Genomic DNA, 16,856 nt, shown 5'->3' on the forward strand with positions numbered 1-16,856 from the left:
CCGCGGCCGTTCACGCCGGCATCGGCTTCGCGACGAGGGCGCCGACGGGATTCGACCGGGTGAATGCGGGCGGGAACCCGCAGGCCGTGGCGAAGGTGCTGTTCCAGACCTACTTCTTCCCGTTCGAAGCGACGTCTGTCCTGCTGATCGTCGCCGCGATCGCGGCGATGGTGATGGCGCAGAAGAAGGCGCCCGCGATCACCCAGGCCGAGGCGGAGGCGTCGCGATCGACCGCCGGGCCGGCCGATCGAGAGGTGACCGCGTGAGGACCCCCATCTCGTACTTCCTCGTGCTCTCGGGGATCCTGTTCTCGACCGGGACGGTCGGGGTCCTGATCCGCAAGAACGCCCTCGTGATCTTCATGGCGGTCGAGCTCCAGCTGAACGCCGCGAACCTGGCCCTGGTCGCGTTCTCCCGGCAGAACGGGAACCTGAACGGCCAGGTGCTCGCCTTCTTCTCGATGGTCGTGGCCGCCGCCGAGGTCGTCGTCGGGCTCGCGATCATCGTCTCCGTCTACCGGCGCCGGCACAGCGTGAACGTCGACGAGGTTCGGTGGTTGCGCGGATGACGGGCATCGTGGCCGCCGCCGTGCCGGGAACCGCGATCAGGCTGATCTGGGTGGTGCCCGCCCTCCCACTCGCGGGCTCGGTCGTGAACCTGCTCATCGGCAGGAGGCTCGGCAGGTGGTCCGGGTGGCTTGCCACGGCCCTCCTCGGCGTCGCGGCCGTGATCGCGGCTCTCGCGATCCGCGGCCTCCTGACCCTGCCCGCCGACTCACGCCTGTACGTCCGGCACCTCTTCGACTGGATCCAGGTGGGCTCGTTCCACGTCGGCGTCGACCTTCGCCTCGACGCACTGTCGGCCACGATGATCGGCGTCATCACCGGGATCGGCTTCCTCATCCACGTCTATGCGAACGGTTACATGCACGGCGACCCCCGGTTCGGACGGTTCTTCGCGTACATGAACCTGTTCGTGTTCTTCATGTCGATGCTCGTGCTGGGCGAGAACCTGCTCGTCCTGTATTTGGGGTGGGAGGGTGTCGGCCTCTGCTCGTACCTGCTGATCGGCTTCTGGTTCGACAAGACCGAGAACGCGAACGCCGCCAAGAAGGCGTTCGTGACGACGCGGATCGGCGATACCGCGATGCTCGTCGGCCTGGCGCTGATCGTCGCCAAGTTCGGAACGCTCGACCTCACATCGATCTTCGGAGCGGCCGGCGCCGTTCTTACCAAGGATGCCGCGACCGCGATCGCGCTGCTGCTCTTCGCCGGCGCCGTCGGCAAGTCCGCGCAGATCCCGCTCCACGTGTGGCTGCCCGACGCGATGGTCGGCCCCACGCCCGTGTCGGCGCTGATCCACGCGGCGACGATGGTGACGGCCGGCGTCTATCTGATCGTGCGGATGCACCCGATCTTCGAGCTGTCGGGCGTGGCGCTCGTGGTCGTGACGGTCGTCGGGCTCACCACGGCGCTCTTTGCCGGAACCTGCGCCCTCGGCCAGGACGACATCAAGCGCGTATTGGCGTACTCGACCGTGAGCCAGCTCGGCTACATGTTCACGGCAGCCGGGATGCGAGCCTATGGCGCGGCCATGTTCCTGTTGGTTGCCCACGCGTTCTTCAAGGCCCTGATGTTCCTCGGCGCGGGCTCGGTGATGCACGGCATGCACGAAGAGACCGACATGAAGCGGATGGGCGGACTGATCCGGCGGATGCCGCTCACTGGATGGACGTTCGCGATCGGCGCGCTGGCGCTGGCGGGCGTGCCGCCCCTGGCAGGCTTCTTCGCGAAGGACCAGATCCTCGAGGTCGCGAACCACACGGGTCGCGAGTGGGTCTACATCCTGGGCACGGTCGGTGCCGTGATCTCCGCGCTGTACATGGGGCGGCTGGTCTTCCTGACGTTCTTCGGAACGCCCAGGACGGAGGAGGCCGAGCGAGCCCACGAGTCGCCCGCCGTGATGACCGGTCCGTTGCTCCTGTTGGCTGTCGGGGCCGTCGCCGCGGGCGTCCTGAATCCGACGGTGGACGGGCCGCTGGCGCGCTGGCTGGAGCCGGTCGTGGGAGCCCTGCCCGGGCGGACCGCCGGTCTGTCGGCCGCGTCTCTCGGGACGATCGCCGCCGTTCTCGCCGTGGGCACGCTCGCGATCGCGTGGCTCGTCTATGCGTCCGGCCGGATCGATTGGCTCGCGCTGCGGGCTCGGGCGGGGTCGGTTCAGCGGCTCTTCGCGAACGGGTGGTACGTGGACGATGCCTACGGTGCGTTGCTCGTCGCACCGGGCACGGCGGCGGCCGCGTTCACGGCCTACGTGTTCGACGAACGGATCGTCGACGGCATCGTGAACGGGATCGGAACGTCCACCCGCCGGCTCGCGGGGGCCGGCCGGCAGGTCCAAACGGGCTTCGTCCGAACCTACGCCCTCGCCTTCTTCGCCGGCGCCGTCGGCATCCTCGTCTACGTGGGGTTCCGGCTGTGACGAGCCATCTGCTCACGCTCACGATGTTCCTGCCACTCGCCGGCGTGGCCTTCCTGCTGGCAGCGGGGGGGTCGCTCGACGACGCGTCGGCCAGAGGGGTCGCGCTCGTGACGTCGCTGCTCACGTTCCTCGTGTCGCTCGCCGTCCTGGGGAAGTTCGACGGGGCGCTGGGCGGCTTCCAGCTGGTGGAACAGGCGACGTGGGTTCGCGGCGCCGGTCTCACCTACCTCGTGGGGGTCGACGGGGTCGGCCTGTGGATGGTGTTGCTCACCACGTTCCTGTTCCCGGTCTCGATCCTCGCCTCGTGGAAGGTCGACAAGGACGTCCGGCTGTACATGATCGCGCTGCTGGCGTTGGAGACCGCCGTGCTCGGAACGTTCCTCGCGCTGGACCTGTTGCTCTTCTTCGTCTTCTTCGAGGCGCTCCTCGTTCCCATGTACCTGATCATCGGGGGGTGGGGCGGCGAGCGCCGCATCTACGCGGCGGTGAAGTTCTTCCTGTTCACGATGGCGGGCTCCGCGTTCCTGCTCGTCGCGACACTGTTCCTCTACGCGCGGGCGAGCCACCAGCTCGGCGCCGGCACGTTCGACCTTCGCCAGTTGGGGCCGGTGGCCGCCTCGCTGCCGGTCGCGACGGCCCGGTGGCTGTTCCTCGCGTTCTTCGTCGCGTTCGCGGTGAAGGTGCCGCTCTTCCCCCTGCACACGTGGCTGCCCGACGCCCACACTGAGGCGCCGACGGCGGGCTCGGTGCTGCTCGCCGGCGTGCTGCTGAAGGTCGGCACGTACGGCCTGATCCGATTCAATCTGGCGCTGTTTCCAGAGGCGTCGAAGCACTTCGCCGTGTACGTGTCCGTCCTGGCGCTGATCGGGATCGTCTACGGCGCGGTCTGCGCCCTGATCCAGACCGACATCAAGAGGCTCGTGGCCTATTCGTCGGTCTCCCACCTCGGTTTCGTCGTCCTCGGAGTCTTCGCGTTCACGGCGCAGTCGGTCACCGGCGGCGTGCTCCAGATGGTGAATCACGGCCTCGCGACGGGGGCGCTGTTCCTGCTCGTGGGGATGGTGTACGAGCGCACGCACACGCGCGACCTCGATCGGCTGGGCGGGCTGTCCAGCGTGATGCCCTGGCTCACGGGGATGTTCCTGTTCGCCGTGCTCGCCTCCATCGGGCTGCCGGGGCTGAACAGCTTCATCGGCGAGTTCCTGGTGATCGTGGGGACGTTCGCCGTGAATCACTGGTTCGGCGCGATCGCGTCCGTGGCCGTCGTCCTCGCGGCGATCTACCTGCTCTGGTCGTACCAACGGATGGCATACGGTCCCGTCCACGACGAGCACCGGGACCTGGCGGATGTGAGCCTTCGCGAGGTGGCCGTCCTGGTGCCGGTCCTCGCGCTCCTCCTGGTGTTCGGGGTCTACCCGAAGCTCGTGACCGACCGCGTCGACCCCACGACGAAGGCCGTGATCGCGCACGTCCAGCCGGCTCATCCGACCGACACGACGGCGCCACTCTCGGTGGCGGCTGGGCAGCGCGGGAGCGTGCCGTGATCCCCACACCCCCACTCTCGTTCCCTCCGATCCTGCCGGAGCTGGTCCTCACCGGCGCCGCGATCGTCGGCCTGCTCTACGAGGCCGTCGCCCGCCGACCCAACCGGAACCTCCAGATGGCGGTCGGGATCGCGGGGGTGATCGGGGCCGCCGCGGCGACGATCCCGTTGTGGAACTGGACCGGTCCGGTGGTGGTTATGGGCAACATGGTCTCTGTCGACCGCTTCTCCGTCGTGTCTCGGCTGCTCTTGCTGTCGATCGCCGCGATGGGGATCCTGCTGGGAGCCCACTACCTCTCGCGCTCGGGCGATGCCCATCGCGGCGAGTTCTTCCCGCTCGTGCTGTTCGCGACGGTCGGCATGACGTTGATCACGGCCGCGGCGGACCTGATCGTCGTCTTTCTCGCCCTCGAGATCCTGTCGCTGTCGCTCTACGTGTTGACTGGCATCACCGGCCGTCGGGGCTCGAACGAGGCCGCGATGAAGTACTTCCTGCTCGGGGCGTTCTCGTCCGCGTTCTTCCTCTACGGCGTGGCGATGGCCTACGGCGCGACGAACTCGACCCGGATCACGGCGATCGCGAACGCCCTGGCGGGCCGAACCGGAAGCCAAGGACTGGCGCTGCTGGCCCTCGCGTTCCTGGCGGTCGGGTTCGGGTTCAAGGTCTCGGCCGCGCCGTTCCACATGTGGACGCCCGACGTCTACCAGGGCGCCCCGACCCCGGTCACCGCGTTCATGTCGGCGGCGACGAAGGCGGCCGCCTTCCTGGCGCTGGCCCGCGTGCTCGATGTCTCGTTCCAGCCCCTCACCTGGGACTGGACGCCGGTGATCTGGGCGCTGGCCGCGATCTCGATCGTCCTCGGGAGCGTCCTCGCGATCGCCCAGACCGACATCAAGCGGATGCTCGCGTACTCCAGCATCGCGCACGCCGGGTTCATCCTCACCGGCCTCACCGCCGCGAACGAAACGGGGATCCGAGCGGCGATGTTCTACCTCGTTGCGTACGCGGCGATGACGGTGGGGGCGTTCGGGATCGTGATGTTGGTCTCCGCGAGGGGGGAGGAGCAGACCTCGCTGGCCGCGTACGAGGGCCTGTCGAAGCGCAGCCCGTACCTCGCCGCCCTCATGACGGTCTTCCTGCTCTCCCTCGCGGGGATCCCTCCGACGGCGGGGTTCATCGCGAAGGTGAACGTGTTCGCGGCGGCGATCGGCGCCGGGCACTGGCCGCTCGCCCTGGTCGGGGTGGTCTCCAGCGTCGTTGCGGCCTTCTTCTACCTTCGGGTCCTGGTCCTGATGTACATGCGCGAGCCGCGGGGGGAGCAGGACGAGGATCGCTCCGCATTGCCGCGAGTCGTCCTGGCGGTCCCGGCCGGCGTCACCGTGGCCTTCGGCGTGTTCCCCGGATTGATCGCGGGCATCATCGAGAAGGCCGCGGTCCTGAGATGGTGATGGCATGAGTCGACGTGTGATCCCTGGTTTGGAGCCGCCCGACGAGGCCCTCGAGGCCGACATCCGTTCGCGGTTGGACAGCGTCGAGGAGGCGCTGGAGAAGGCGGTCGGGGCGGACTCCGAGCTGCTGGCGGCGACCGCCAAGTACCTCCTCACGGCGGGGGGGAAGCGCTTCCGCCCGATCCTCGTGCTGCTCTCCGGGTACTTCGGCGATCCGTCGGACCCCCGCCTCATCGGCGGATCCGTGGCGATCGAGCTCGTACACCTGGCGACCCTGTACCACGACGACGTCATCGACGAGGCCGACTCCCGGCGCGGCACGCCGAGCGTGAACGCCCGCTGGGACAACACGATCGCGATCCTCACGGGCGACTACCTCTTCGCCCGAGCCTCGGAGATCTCGGCCGACCTGGGTCCCGACGTCTGCCGGCTCCTTGCCCGGACGATCGGGATCCTGTGCGACGGTCAGATCCGGGAGGTGGACGCCTCGGGCAAGCTCGAGCAGACCGAACAGAGCTACCTGGAGATCATCCGGCGTAAGACGGGCGTCCTCATCGCCACGTCCTGTCGGCTCGGGGGCATCCTGTCCGACGCCACCGAGGAGCAGGTCGAGGTCCTGGACGCCTTCGGGGAGGCCCTCGGCATGGCCTTCCAGCTGTCCGACGACATCATGGACGTGACGGCGAGCCAGCTCGAGCTCGGCAAGGAGCCCGGGGTCGACATGAGGGAGGGGGTTTACACCCTTCCGGTCCTGCACGCCCTGGCTCACGGGCCCGAGCGAGACGAGCTGGCCAGGGTGCTTGCCCACGGGGCCCCCGACGGTGAGCTGCTGGACCGGGCGCTCGACATCGTGAGGTCCGACGCCTCGATCGAGCACGCGCGGGCGGCCGTCGCCGGGGAGGTCGCGCGAGCGGTTTCGCTCGCCCAGCGCCTGCCGGCGGGGCCGGCGCAGCACGCCCTCGTCCAGCTGGCGAGGTTCCTCGGCGCACGGTGCGGCGCGGAGCAAAACGCGTGAGCCCTGCTGCTAGACTCCGCGCCTGGGAAGCTCGGGAAAGCGTTCACAAGCGTGTCTGACTACTACTCGTCCTACGGTGTGGTTCTCGCGGTCGCTGTCGCCGGCGTCCTGCTGGTGGCCGTCGCGTTCACGCTCGCCCGGCTTATGGCTCCCCACCACGCGACGAAGAGCAAGCTGACCACCTACGAGTGCGGGATCGACCCGGTGGGGGAGGGCTGGTCGCAGAGCCAGATCCGCTACTACGTGTTCGGCTTCCTGTTCGTGATCTTCGACGTCGAGAGCGTGTTCCTGTTCCCCTGGGCGCGGGTGTTCGAAAGCTTCGGCTACACGGCCGTCGTGGAGATGGCCGTGTTCATCGGAATCCTCGCAGTGGGACTGCTCTACGCCTGGAAGAAGGGTGTCCTGCGATGGGCGTGATCACCGAGCGGACGCCCCTGCCCAGGATCCAGCCGGTGAAGTTCATCCTGAACTGGGGCCGGCGATACTCGCTGTGGGTCATGAACTTCGGGCTCGCCTGCTGCGCCATCGAGTTCATCGCGGCCTCCACCTCGAAGAACGACTTCATCCGCCTGGGCGTGATCCCCTTCGCCCACGGGCCCCGTCAGGCCGACCTGCTCGTCGTCGCCGGCACGCTCACCGACAAGATGGCGCCGGCCCTGAAACGGGTGTACGACCAGATGCCCGAGCCGAAGTACGTCATCTCGTTCGGCTCGTGCTCGAATTGTGGCGGCCCGTACTGGGACTCGTATTCCGTCACGAAGGGCGTGGACCAGATCGTCCCGATCGACGTCTACGTGCCCGGCTGCCCTCCCCGGCCCGAGGCACTCCTGCACGGCATCATCCGCCTGCAGGAGAAGATCCGCGACGAGGACATCCAGGAGAAGTTCAGTGGCAGGCACTCCACGCCCGCTCGCGCCTGAGGAGGCCGGCGACCGGCTGCGGGCGCGGTTCGGCGACGACATCTCCGAGGTCGTCGATCAGCACGGCCACACGGTCGTCTCCGTGGCGATCGACCGGTACCACGACCTCTGCCGGTTCCTCCGCGACGAGCCGGAGTTCGGCTGCGACTACTGCGATTTTACCGGCGCCGTCGATTGGGGCGAGGAGGACGGCTTCGAGGTCCTGACTCACCTGTTCTCCACGAACCATCATCACAACGTCCGTGTCAAGGTGAAGCTCCCGCATGCCGATCCCGCCTGCCCCACGATCTCCGACCTGTTCCCCACCGCGAACTGGCACGAGCGTGAGACCGGGGAGATGTTCGGCATCGTGTTCACCGGCCACCCGCAGCCCGTGAAGCTCCTCCTGTCGGAGCCCTTCGAGGGCAATCCCCTCCGCAAGGACTTCGCCCTCATGACCCGCGAGGCCAAGCCCTGGCCGGGTGCCGTCGAGGGAGAGGAGGAGGAAGAGGAGTGATCGCCACCGCCGGCGTCTCCATCTTCGACTCCGCCTCGCACAACCTCTGGGTCGTCCTGATCCTGAAGACCGTCGCCGTGCTCATCTTCTTCCTCGTCGTGCCTCTCGGCATCGGCTACATGGAGCACAAGGTGCTGGCGCACATGCAGTCGCGGCTGGGACCGATGGAGGCCGGCGCCTTCCACGGCTGGGCGCAGCTCGTCGCCGACGGCGTGAAGTTCATCCAGAAGGAGGACATCGTGCCGGCCGCGGCCGACGCCAACGTGTTCTCGCTCGCGCCGGCGGTGGCGATGATCCCCTACATCGTCATCCTGGTCGTCCTGCCGTTCGGGCCGACCGCCTTCGCCCTCAACCTCGACGTCGGCATCTTCTTCGTCGTGGCGATGTCGAGCGTCTCGGTGATCGGTGTGCTGATGGCGGGATGGTCCAGCGCCAACAAGTTCTCACTGATCGGCGCCCTGCGCGCGGCGGCGCAGCTGATCGCGTACGAGTTGCCCCTGGTCCTGGCGGCGGCCGCGGTCGTGATGGAGGCCGGCACGCTCTCGCTCCTGGGCATCGTCGAGGCCCAGCACCGATTCTGGTTCGTCGGTCCGCAGATCATCGGGTTCCTGATCTTCATGGTCGCCTCGCTCGCCGAGCTCACACGCCCGCCGTTCGACATGCCCGTCGCCGACTCCGAGATCATCTTCGGCGCCTACACCGAGTACACGGGCCTGCGATTCGCGTTCTTCCTGCTGGCGGAGTACGGCGGGATCGTGGCGCTGTCGGCCGTCGCGTCGACGCTGTACCTGGGCGCCTACCAGTCCATCCCCGGTCTGTCCTTCGTCCCCGGGTGGATCTGGATGTCGGGGAAGATCGGGGCCCTGTCGTTCTTCGTGATCTGGCTTCGGGCCACGTTCCCGAGGCTCCGGGAGGACCAGCTGCAACGGTTCTCGTGGACGGTGCTCATCCCCGTCGCGCTGGTGAACATCATGGCCACGGCCGCCATCAAGGTGGCCGTGAAATGAGGATCGCGGAATAGAGGGAGATGCCCGTGGCCCTGGAAACGCGTGAGCCGAGCACGGACGGACGGCCGAGAGGCCTGCCCGGCATGGGGCTGGTCAAGGGCCTCATGGTCACGCTGAAGCACATGCTCCGACCCGCCGTCACGCAGCAGTACCCGGACGAGAAGCCCGACCTCCCGCCCCGGACCCGCGGGGTGATCGCGCTAAAGGAGGCCAACTGCACGGTCTGCTACAAGTGCTCGCGGGAGTGCCCCGACTGGTGCATCTACATCGACGCCCACAAGGAGACCCACGAGCCGGCCGCCGGCGGCCGAGCCCGCTCGGTCAAGGTCCTCGACCGGTTCGCCATCGACTACGCCCTGTGCATGTACTGCGGGATCTGCGTGGAGGTGTGCCCGTTCGACGCCCTGTTCTGGAGCCCTGAGTTCGAGTACGCCACCTACGACATCGTCGAGCTGACCCACGAGAAGGAGAAGCTCGAGGAGTGGACGTACACGGTGCTGCCGCCGCCGGATATCGAAGTGGGGGCCGAGCCGCCGGCCGAGGTGCTCCAGGCCCCGCCGCCGGTGACCGGGACGACGGCGCCCCCCGTCGACACGACGGCCACGGCCGGGCCCACGCCCGAGCAGGCCACGCCGAGCGTGGCCGCGGCCGGGGAGCAGGCCGTCCAGCCCACCGCCCCCGGCCCTCGCGGTGAGCGGGTCGAGCTGGCCCTGGACCAGCCCACCTTCGATCGGGTCCTGGCCGAGGAGCTGGCCAAGGGAACCGACCGCCGAGTAGCCGAGGGCAAGGCTCGCCGGGCCGCCATGATCGAGGCCAAGCGGAAGGCCGCGGAGGCCTAGGGCGCCGTGACGTCGCACGAGGTCGCCTTCGCCGTGCTCGCGATCGTCGGGCTGTTCTCGGCGCTCCGCCTGGTCACCACCAGAAACGTCGTGCACGGCGCGCTGCACCTCGTGATCACGCTGGCCATGGTGGGCGGGGTGTACCTGTTGCTGGCGGCCGAGTTCGTGGCCTGGGTCCAGATCGTGATCTACGTCGGCGCCATCGTGGTGCTGTTGCTGTTCAGCCTCATGCTGACCCGGGCGCCGATCGGGCGGGAGGCCCTGGACAACCAGCAGCGCGGCGTGGCCGCGGTGATCGCGGTCGGAGTGCTGGCCGGGCTGGTCGTCATCATCCAGGGTGCGTTCTCCGGCACGAAGTTCACGGCCCAGCCCTCGCGCACCGCCGACGTAGGGAACGCGATCTTCCGCCACTTCGTCGCCCCGTTCGAAATCGTTTCGGTGCTCCTGCTCGGCGCGTTGATCGGCGCCATCGCCCTGGCCCGCAGGGACGAACCGTGATCCACCTGTGGATGCCTTTGACGTTCTCGGCGGCGTTGTTCGCCATCGGGGTCTACGGCGTGCTGGCCCGCCGCAACGCCGTCATGGTCCTGATGTCGATCGAGCTCATGTTGAACGCGGTGAACGTGAACCTCGTGGCGTTTTCGCAAGCGCTGAAGAGCGCACTGCTGACCGGGCAGGTCTTTGCCCTGTTCGTCATCACGGTGGCAGCAGCCGAGATCGGCATCGGCCTCGCGATCGTGATCTTGATCTACCGAAACAGGGAGACCGTGAACGTCGACGAGATCAACCTCCTGAAATGGTGAGCTCGCGCGGCGAAACCCGTGCTGTTCGACCGTATCGGCGGCTGCCGCGGGGGCCCGGAACCCACCGCTCCCGGAACGCGAGCGGGGGACGCTGGGCGGTTCCTGAGGCTCCGCACCGCGTTCCTCCGCGGTCCCCCCACCGCCCCCGCGGCCCCGCCTGCACGCGATCCATTCGGCGTCTGGCTGTGGCCGAGGTCATCTTGTGATCCGCTTCAGCTGGATCATCGTTGCCCTCCCGCTGATCTCGTTCTTTTTGATCGTGTTCTTCGGGAAGCGGACCCCTGGCGGCGGGGCGCCGATCGGGATCGTCGCTGTCGCCGCCAGCTTCGTGCTGTCGCTGATCGTGGCCTCCCACTTCATTGCGGGCGGCTCTAGCCACATCGACTCGTTCACGTGGTTCTCGCTCGGAACGTTCAAGCTTCAGATCAGCCAGAACATCGATGGACTGACGGCGACGATGTTCGTGATCGTCACGCTGGTGTCTCTCTGCGTACAGATTTATTCGACCGGTTACATGAAGGACGACGTCCGGTACACGTGGTACTTCGCGTGCCTGTCGCTGTTCACGGGCTCGATGCTCAATCTCGTGATCGCGAACGATCTCATCCAGCTGCTGGTGGGATGGGAGCTGGTCGGGATCTGCTCCTACCTGCTGGTGGGGCACTGGTGGGAGGAGAAGGAGAACTCGAACGCGGGCATCAAGGCGTTCATCACCACGAAGACGGGCGACATCCCCTTCCTGTTCGGGATCTTCACGCTGATCTTCGCCACCGGCACGTCCAGCATGAGCAAGGTGTCGGGGCTGGCCGCGTCCGGTCAGATCCGGCCGGCGCTGCTCACGGCGGGCGCGCTGCTGCTGTTCGGGGGGGCCATCGGGAAGTCCGCGCAGTTCCCGTTGCACGTGTGGCTGCCCGACGCCATGGCCGGGCCCACGCCGGTCTCGGCGCTGATCCACGCCGCGACCATGGTGGCCGCGGGGGTGTACCTGGTGGGGCGGCTGTTCTCGGTGTTCGTGTTCGCGCCGTCCGGCGTGCTCACGTTCGTGGCCGTGATCGGCTCGATCACCATGGTCATCGCGGCGTTGCTGGCGATGGTCCAGGATGACATCAAGCGGGTGCTGGCGTATTCGACGGTGTCGCAGCTGGCGTACATGGTGAGCGGGCTCTCGCTCGGCGTGGCCGGGTACACCCCCGGATTGTTCCATCTGTTCACCCACGCATTCTTCAAGGCCCTCCTGTTCCTGGCGGCCGGCTCGGTGATCCACGCCGTGCACTCCAACAACATGAGCGAGATGGGCGGCCTGCGAAAACCGATGCCGCTGACGTTCTGGACCTTCCTGATCGGGGCGGCCGCGCTGTCGGGCATCCCGCCGCTGGCCGGGTTCTGGTCCAAGGACGAGATCATCTCCCAGGCCTGGAAGTCGGGGCATTACGCGGTGTTCGTGGTCACGCTGGCCACCGCGGTGCTGACCGCCTTCTACATGACCCGGGCCGTCCTGCTGACGTTCTTCGGCGAGTACCGGGGGACCGCCCACCCGCACGAGTCGCCGGTCAGCATGACCGGTCCCATGACCCTGCTGGCCGCGCTGTCCGTGGTGGCGGGGTTCCTGGGGCCGACCCACCTGTTCGCGGACTGGGTCCACTTCGGCCCGCTGGTCCGCGAGCCCGTCGACTACGGCTTCGCCGCCATCTCGCTGGTGGGGGCGGCCGCTGGCATCGTGGCCGGCTACGGCCTGTATCGCAGGTGGCGGGAGCCGGATCCGCTTACCAACCTCGGTCCGGCCTACGTGTTCATCCAGCGGAAGTACTACCTGGACGACATCTACCTGCGCGGCGTGGTCCGGCCCATCCAGTACCCGCTGGCCGCCGACGTGGACACCGTGGACCGGCGGGTGATCGATGGGGCGGTCAACGGCATCGGGCTCACCGCCCGCTTCGCGGGCGGAGTGCTCCGGTATCTCCAGTCGGGAAGCGTCCAGCGCTACGCCGCCATCCTGTTCGCCGGGGTGGTGATCCTGGCCGTGATCTTCACGACCTACTTCAAGTGAGCCGGGGGGAGCGGGCGGACGGGGGGAACACGTGAGCGGCTGGCAGCAGTCGGCGGTTCCCGTGGCGACGCTCCTGCCCGCCGCCGGTGCCCTGGTGGTGGCGTTCCTCCCCAGGAGCCGCGACCGCCTGGCCCGGGGCCTCGGCATCGCCATCACCGCGGCGGCCCTCGGCGTCGGCATCGCCATCCTCGCGACCTTCGACTACGGCCCGCACTCGGGGCTCCAGTTCGAGCTGAACACGAAGTGGATCACGGCGCTCGGCGCTCGGTTCCACATGGGCCTCGACGGGATCAGCCTGCCCCTGTTCGAGCTGACCCTGCTGCTCACGTTCCTGTGCGCCATCTACACGTGGAAGTTCCTGCCGCAGCCGGGGAACGCGAAGGCGTTCGTGGCGCTGATCCTGCTCCTCGAGACGGGGATGGCCGGCACGTTCGTCGCGTTCGACCTGGTGCTGTTCTTCGTGTTCTGGGAGCTGGTGCTGATTCCCATGTACTTCCTGATCGGGATCTGGGGGAGCGGACGGCGCGAGTACGCGGCGATCAAGTTCTTCCTGTTCACCATCACGGGCAGCGTGCTGATGCTGCTGTCGTTCATCGGGGCGTTCTTCTACGCGCACCCGCACACCTTCGACATCATCACGCTGTCGCGGGTGGGAACGGGGTTCTCGCACACCGTCCAGCTGTTGCTGTTCACCGGGATGTTCTTCGGGTTCGCGATCAAGGTCCCCATGTGGCCGCTTCACACGTGGCTCCCCGACGCGCACACCGAGGCGCCCACCGTGGGGTCGGTGCTGCTGGCCGGGATCCTGCTGAAGATGGGGGCGTACGGGTTCATCCGCATCGCCTTCCCCATCCTGCCGGACGCCGCGCACACCTATGCCCCGGCCATCGCCATCCTGGCGACCATCGCCATCGTGTACGCGTCGCTGGCCTGTCTGGCCCAGCGCGACCTGAAGCGGCTGATCGCGTTCTCGTCGGTCGGCCACATGGGGTTCGTGATGCTGGCCATCGCCACCATGACCACGCTCGGGGTGAACGCGGCCATCTTCGGCATGGTGGCGCACGGCGTGATCACCGGGATGCTGTTCTTCGAGGTCGGCTCGATCTACGACCGGTACCACACCCGGGAGATCGCGGAGATCGGCGGCGGGCTGCTCCGGAAGGCGCCCCACCTGGGCGGCGTGTTCGCGCTGACCGCGATCGCGTCGCTGGGCCTGCCCGGGCTGGCCGGCTTCTGGGGCGAGGTCCTCGCGCTGCTGGCGGCGTTCAACCCGGCGCCCGGGCTGTCGGTCCCGCTGTTTCGAACGCTGATGGTGTTCGGGGGAATCGGCACCATCCTCACCGCGGGCTACTTCCTGTGGACCCTCCAGCGGGTGAACTTCGGCGTGCTGCCGGACCGGTGGCGGGACGCGACCATCGCCGACATCGTCCCGGCGGAGTGGCTGGCGTGGGCGCCGCTGCTGGCCGGGATCGTGGTGCTCGGGCTGTTCCCGCGGCTGGTGTTCGGGGCCACGAACGACGCCGTGTCGGGGATCATCCACTTCTTCTCCGGGGGCTGACGGGGGTCCATGCAGGCCATCGACTACCACGCCATCGCCCCGGAGCTCGTGCTCACGGGCACCATCCTGGTGGTGATCGTGTTCGACGCGTTCCTCCCCCAGGAGCGCAAGTGGATGGCGATGCCGGTAGCGCTGGTGGGTGTGCTGGGGTCGCTGGCCGCCACCCTCACCCTCATCAATGCGCATCGCTCCTTCTTCGGCGGCATGTTCGTGGTGGACCCGTTCGCCGTGCTGTTCAAGGTGTTCTTCCTGGGGTCCGCGGTCGTCGTGCTGGGCATGTCGCTGCGGTACTTCCAGGACGGGCGGTACTACCAGGGCGAGTACTACTCGCTGCTGCTGGCGGCGTTCCTGGGCTGCCTGACCATGGCGTCGTCTCGAGACCTGATCATGCTGTTCATCTCGCTGGAGCTGGTGTCGGCCCCGGGGTTCCTGATCGCGGCGTTCCGCAAGGCCGACGCCCGCTCGAACGAGGCCGGGCTGAAGTTCTTCCTGATCGGCGTGCTGTCCTCGGCGGTGATGCTCTACGGCATGAGCCTGATCTACGGCGTGACCGGCACCACCCGCCTGTCGGGCATCGCCGCGAAGCTCGGCACGCTGCACGGCGGGGTGGAGACGATGTCGCTCACCGCGATCCTGCTGGTGGTGGCGGGGTTCGCGTTCAAGGTGTCGAGCGTGCCGTTCCACTTCTGGGCCCCGGACACCTACGAGGGCGCCCCCATCCCCGTGGCGGCGTTCCTGTCGGTGGCGTCGAAGGCCGCCGGGTTCGCCGGGCTCCTCGAGCTGATGTTCCTGGGGTTCGGGCCGCGGGCGGATTTCTGGGCCCCCATCTTCGCTGTGCTGTCGATCCTCACCATGACGGTGGGGAACCTGGTGGCGCTCCAGCAGCGCCAGATCGTCCGGCTGCTGGCGTACTCCAGCGTGGCCCAGGCCGGGTACATGCTGCTCCCGTTCGCACTTGCCACCACCAACGACGTCGCCGTGAACCGCCAGGCGTTCGCCGCCGCCGAGCTGTACATCCTGATCTATGGGGTCATGTCCCTGGGCGCGTTCGCGGTCGTGGTGGGGATGGCCCGGGAAGCGCCCGGCGCGCTGGTCACGGACTACGCGGGGCTGATCCGGCGGGCCCCCGTCCTGGCCGTGTCCATGACCGTGTTCATGGTGTCGCTGGGCGGCGTTCCGCCCACGGCCGGGTTCTGGGCCAAGTTCTCCATCTTCGTCGCCGCCATCACGCGAGGCGGCATCGGGCCGTGGCTCGCCGTGATCATGGTGGTGAACTCGGTGATCTCGCTGGGGTATTACCTGGCCGTGGCCCGCCAGATGATCCTGGTGCCCGGCGAGGAGCGGCCCGCCCGGGTCCCCGGCCTGGTCACCGGGCTCGCGGTGCTGGCGGCGGTCGCGGTGTTCGCGGTGTTCGTGTACCCGGACATCTTCGCCCGGTTCCCGCCGGGGGCGACGCTCGTGGGCAGATGAGAACCGAGGAGGGCCGGCCAGCGAATCAACCGTGAGACAATAGGGAGCACAACAGACCAGCGAAGGGGAGTAGCCCAGGCCGGTCGGCCGTCAAGACGCACCGCGAGGCACCGGCCCCGGCAGGAGGAAACCCCCGGCAAGACCTTCGCCGAGCATGCGGCGGAGGTCTTTTTTCGCGTCAGGATCGGTTCGAGGAATCGGTCGCAGGAGGAGGACGGAGGACATGACCGGGATCAACCGGGTGAAGACCTGGATCCTCATCGCGGCGCTGGGCGGGCTGTTCGTGGGGCTCGGCGCAGTGTTCGGAGGGCGGAACGGCGCCCTGATCATGCTGTTCGTCGCGTTCGCGTTCAACCTGGCGATGTACTGGTTCTCCGACCGCATCGCCATCGCGTCCAGCAGGTCGAAGCCCGTCACCGAGCAGCAGGCGCCCCAGCTGTACCGGATCGTCCGTGAGCTGACCCAGGCCCGCGGGCTCCCCATGCCCAAGATCTACGTCTCGGAGATGCCGCAGCCGAACGCGTTCGCCACCGGGAGGAACCCGAAGCACGCGGCGGTCTCCGTGACCCGGGGGCTGCTCCAGGTGGTGGACGAGCGGGAGCTCCGGGGCGTGCTCGCGCACGAGATCTCGCACGTGGCCAACCACGACATCCTGATCTCCTCGATCGCGGCGGCCATCGGCACGGCCATCACGTGGATCGCCTACATGGCGTTCTGGTTCGGCGGAAGCGACGAGGACCGCAACCCGCTGGTGGGGCTGCTGGCGGTGATCCTGGCCCCCATCGCGGCCGGGATCATCCAGATGGCCATCTCGCGGTCCCGGGAGTACCAGGCGGACGAGTCCGGCGCGTACCTGGGGCACGACCCCGAGGCGCTCGCCACCGCGCTCCAGAAGATCGAGACCTACGCCAGCCAGACCCCACCCGCCACCATGAGCCCTTCCCAGGCCCACCTGTTCATCATGAACCCGTTCAGCGGCCGCAACCGAGGCATGGCCTTCGCCAACCTCTTCTCCACGCACCCACCCACAGCGGACCGCATCGCCAGGCTCCACGAGATAGAAAAGAAGATCGGCACCGCCCCCAACCAACCCATCGTCGAGTAGCGGCCGTACCGAGCACGACCCGAGCCGGCCTGATCGGGTGTTCGGAGTTCGGTCCGGAGCCCGCCGAAGGAGCGCCAAGGCCGGCGGGGCCCGCGCAGCGGGGGTTGGGTGGGGACTGGCCCGCGG

General features: G+C 68.1%; 17 protein-coding genes. All 17 read left to right on the plus strand.

Translation table 11 applies throughout. From position 1 onward, the window contains the following. A partial coding sequence (locus M3Q23_18565) for an NADH-quinone oxidoreductase subunit J (GenBank protein ID MDP9344052.1) occupies positions 1–266 on the plus strand: 266 nt, incomplete at its 5' end. Beyond that, complete coding sequence (nuoK, locus tag M3Q23_18570; GenBank protein ID MDP9344053.1) at positions 263–568, plus strand: NADH-quinone oxidoreductase subunit NuoK; 306 nt, start codon at positions 263–265, stop codon at positions 566–568. The genes M3Q23_18565 and nuoK (M3Q23_18570), both read left to right, overlap by 4 nt. Continuing rightward, complete coding sequence (gene nuoL, locus M3Q23_18575; GenBank protein MDP9344054.1) at positions 553–2,478, plus strand: NADH-quinone oxidoreductase subunit L; 1,926 nt, start codon at positions 553–555, stop codon at positions 2,476–2,478. The genes nuoK (M3Q23_18570) and nuoL (M3Q23_18575) overlap by 16 nt, the downstream gene beginning before the upstream one ends. Further along, positions 2,475–4,022 carry an NADH-quinone oxidoreductase subunit M gene (locus tag M3Q23_18580; GenBank protein MDP9344055.1) on the plus strand — a complete coding sequence of 516 codons (1,548 nt, stop codon included), beginning with the start codon at positions 2,475–2,477 and terminating at the stop codon, positions 4,020–4,022. The genes nuoL (M3Q23_18575) and M3Q23_18580 overlap by 4 nt, the downstream gene beginning before the upstream one ends. Beyond that, positions 4,019–5,470, plus strand: coding sequence for an NADH-quinone oxidoreductase subunit NuoN (gene nuoN, locus M3Q23_18585; GenBank protein ID MDP9344056.1), 1,452 nt, complete (start codon positions 4,019–4,021; stop codon positions 5,468–5,470). The genes M3Q23_18580 and nuoN overlap by 4 nt, the downstream gene beginning before the upstream one ends. Positions 5,471–5,474: 4 nt before the next feature. Further along, on the plus strand, positions 5,475–6,485 hold the full coding sequence (locus M3Q23_18590) for a polyprenyl synthetase family protein (protein MDP9344057.1): 1,011 nt from the start codon (positions 5,475–5,477) through the stop codon (positions 6,483–6,485). A gap of 6 nt (positions 6,486–6,491) precedes the next feature. After that, positions 6,492–6,902, plus strand: coding sequence for an NADH-quinone oxidoreductase subunit A (locus tag M3Q23_18595; protein MDP9344058.1), 411 nt, complete (start codon positions 6,492–6,494; stop codon positions 6,900–6,902). Further along, entirely contained in the window at positions 6,893–7,405 is a 513-nt protein-coding gene (locus M3Q23_18600; GenBank protein MDP9344059.1) for an NADH-quinone oxidoreductase subunit B, read from the plus strand. The genes M3Q23_18595 and M3Q23_18600 overlap by 10 nt, the downstream gene beginning before the upstream one ends. Beyond that, entirely contained in the window at positions 7,374–7,901 is a 528-nt protein-coding gene (locus M3Q23_18605) for an NADH-quinone oxidoreductase subunit C (protein MDP9344060.1), read from the plus strand. Before M3Q23_18600 ends, M3Q23_18605 begins: the two co-directional genes overlap by 32 nt. Next, positions 7,901–8,908, plus strand: a complete 1,008-nt coding sequence (nuoH, locus tag M3Q23_18610; GenBank protein ID MDP9344061.1) for an NADH-quinone oxidoreductase subunit NuoH — start codon at positions 7,901–7,903, stop codon at positions 8,906–8,908. The genes M3Q23_18605 and nuoH overlap by 1 nt, the downstream gene beginning before the upstream one ends. Positions 8,909–8,991: 83 nt before the next feature. After that, entirely contained in the window at positions 8,992–9,747 is a 756-nt protein-coding gene (locus tag M3Q23_18615) for a 4Fe-4S binding protein (protein ID MDP9344062.1), read from the plus strand. A gap of 6 nt (positions 9,748–9,753) precedes the next feature. Next, positions 9,754–10,245, plus strand: a complete 492-nt coding sequence (locus M3Q23_18620; protein ID MDP9344063.1) for an NADH-quinone oxidoreductase subunit J — start codon at positions 9,754–9,756, stop codon at positions 10,243–10,245. An 11-nt stretch (positions 10,246–10,256) separates the two neighbouring features. Beyond that, complete coding sequence (gene nuoK, locus M3Q23_18625; protein MDP9344064.1) at positions 10,257–10,550, plus strand: NADH-quinone oxidoreductase subunit NuoK; 294 nt, start codon at positions 10,257–10,259, stop codon at positions 10,548–10,550. Between the two features lie 202 nt (positions 10,551–10,752). Further along, complete coding sequence (gene nuoL / locus M3Q23_18630; protein MDP9344065.1) at positions 10,753–12,597, plus strand: NADH-quinone oxidoreductase subunit L; 1,845 nt, start codon at positions 10,753–10,755, stop codon at positions 12,595–12,597. Positions 12,598–12,628: 31 nt separating this feature from the next. After that, entirely contained in the window at positions 12,629–14,155 is a 1,527-nt protein-coding gene (locus M3Q23_18635) for an NADH-quinone oxidoreductase subunit M (protein MDP9344066.1), read from the plus strand. Positions 14,156–14,164: 9 nt separating this feature from the next. Next, the gene (locus M3Q23_18640) at positions 14,165–15,625 is read left to right on the plus strand and encodes an NADH-quinone oxidoreductase subunit N (GenBank protein ID MDP9344067.1); all 1,461 of its coding nucleotides are present in this window, start codon (positions 14,165–14,167) and stop codon (positions 15,623–15,625) included. A gap of 223 nt (positions 15,626–15,848) precedes the next feature. Beyond that, on the plus strand, positions 15,849–16,730 hold the full coding sequence (locus M3Q23_18645) for a zinc metalloprotease HtpX (protein MDP9344068.1): 882 nt from the start codon (positions 15,849–15,851) through the stop codon (positions 16,728–16,730). The last annotated feature ends 126 nt before the right edge of the window (positions 16,731–16,856 follow it).

It is taken from the genome of Actinomycetota bacterium, assembly GCA_030774015.1.
GTDB lineage: Bacteria > Actinomycetota > UBA4738 > UBA4738 > JACQTL01 > JALYLZ01.